Origin of the sequence: Corallococcus sp. CA047B, from assembly GCF_003612065.1 — a bacterium.
GTDB lineage: Bacteria > Myxococcota > Myxococcia > Myxococcales > Myxococcaceae > Corallococcus > Corallococcus praedator.
Map to the genome: position 1 here is coordinate 1 of NZ_RAWD01000632.1, position 1728 is coordinate 1728.

Below are 1728 nucleotides of genomic sequence, written 5' to 3' on the forward strand. Positions count from 1 at the left end.
CTCCAACCCCATCCCCGCCAACCTCGGGCCCGCCGCGTCCACGCTGGAGCTCACCCGCACCACGCCGGACTCCAGGCCCCGCCGCACCGTCACCCCGGCGAGCCCCAGGTCCTCCGCGCAGCGCAGCGCCCGCGTCGCGTCGTCCTGGCGCGGCTGCGGCAGTCCGAACGGCAGGCACCAGCGCGCCTCCGCCAGGGCCACCGCCTCCACCTGATGGCGCGCCGCCAGCGCCTTCACCATCTCCCGCAGGGAGAGCGCCTCCGACGCGTCGCCCGCCACCGTCAGCAGCGTGAGCCGCCGCATCAGCGCCTGCGCATCCAGCGCGCGCATCTTCACCGTGGGGCCCGGCGCATCGTCGCCCAGGGCCGGGGGCGCGTCGTCGTCCTCGTCCGCGTCGGTCACGGCCAGAGGCTGGGACAGTGCGGCCGCCAGCGGCGCGGGCACCTCCATCGTCGGGTCGGTGGGCGGCTCGTGCACGGCGCCATCCCCCGCCCGCCGGGCCGCGGGGGCCTTGGCGGTGGGCGCGTCGGGGGCATCCTCATCCCCCAGGTGCATGGGCGGCTCGCGCAGCACCGGCATCGACGCCAGGCTCGGCGCGGGCGCGCCGGACGGAGGCGTGAGCGCGTTGCCGCACGCGGGGCAGAAGCGGTTGTTCGCGCTGGTGGACTGGCCACAGCGCGGACACGACACGCTGGACGGCTCACGGCCCTGGGGCAGCACCGCTTCGCCGCCAGCCGTGTCGCGCAGCCGCGCGAGCACCGACTCGCCCACCAGCCGCGTCACCACCGCGGAGACGCCCTCGCCCTCCACCTCCGGCACTTCATCCAGGTAGGCCTGGAGCGCCTTCGCCACGTCGCCACACCGCGCGAAGCGCTGCGCGGGCACGCGGTGGAGCATTCGCAGGATGATCTGCTCCAGCAGCGGTGACAGCCCCTCCACGAACTGCGAGGGCCGGGGCACCGCCGCCAGCGCAATCCTGCGCATCGCCTCCGCGGGGTTGTCCGTGTCGATGAACGGCCGGCGCGTGCACAGCTCCCACAGCACCACGCCCAGCGCGAACTGGTCGCTGCTGCCAGCGACGGGTTCGTTGCGCACCTGCTCGGGCGACATGTAACGCAGCTTGCCCTTGAGCACGCCGGTGCGCGTGCGGCTGGCGCGGATGGTCGCCTTGGCCACGCCGAAGTCCACCACCTTCGTCACGCCGTCCAGCCGCACCATGATGTTCTGCGGACTGATGTCCCGGTGCACCAGCTCCAGCGACGCGCCCTGGCTGTCGCGCGCGTGGTGCGCATGGTCCAGGCCCAGCGCCGCGTCGCGGATCAACTGCGCGCACACCCGGTGGGGCAAGGGCGAGGCCGCCCGCTGCGCCGCACGCGCCAGCCGGCCCAGGTTCTCACCTTCGATGTACTCCATCGCGATGTAGAACGTGCCCTGCCACGCGCCGACCTCGTACAGCGAGACGACGTTCGGGTGGTTCAGGTGCGCCGCGACCCGGGCCTCGTCGAGGAACATCTCCACCGAGCCCTCGTGCTCCAGCAGGTCTGGCAGCAGGCTCTTGAGGATGACGGGGCGCTCGAAACCACTCACACCCACCTGTCGCGCGAGGAAGATCTCCCCCATGCCCCCCACGGCCAGGCGGCGGAGGACCGCGTACCTGCCAAAGATGAGGGAAGACGGAGAAGCTGCGGACGCGGACATGGTTGCACGCACACCGTACCTACCCCCGCC

1 protein-coding gene is annotated in these 1728 nt (G+C 73.2%); it reads right to left on the minus strand.

Annotated features, from left to right (window positions below; genetic code table 11):
- Positions 1-1698: serine/threonine-protein kinase (locus D7X74_RS41780; protein WP_147446905.1), on the minus strand; the 1698-nt coding region annotated here is incomplete at its 3' end.
- Positions 1699-1728: the final 30 nt, after the last annotated feature.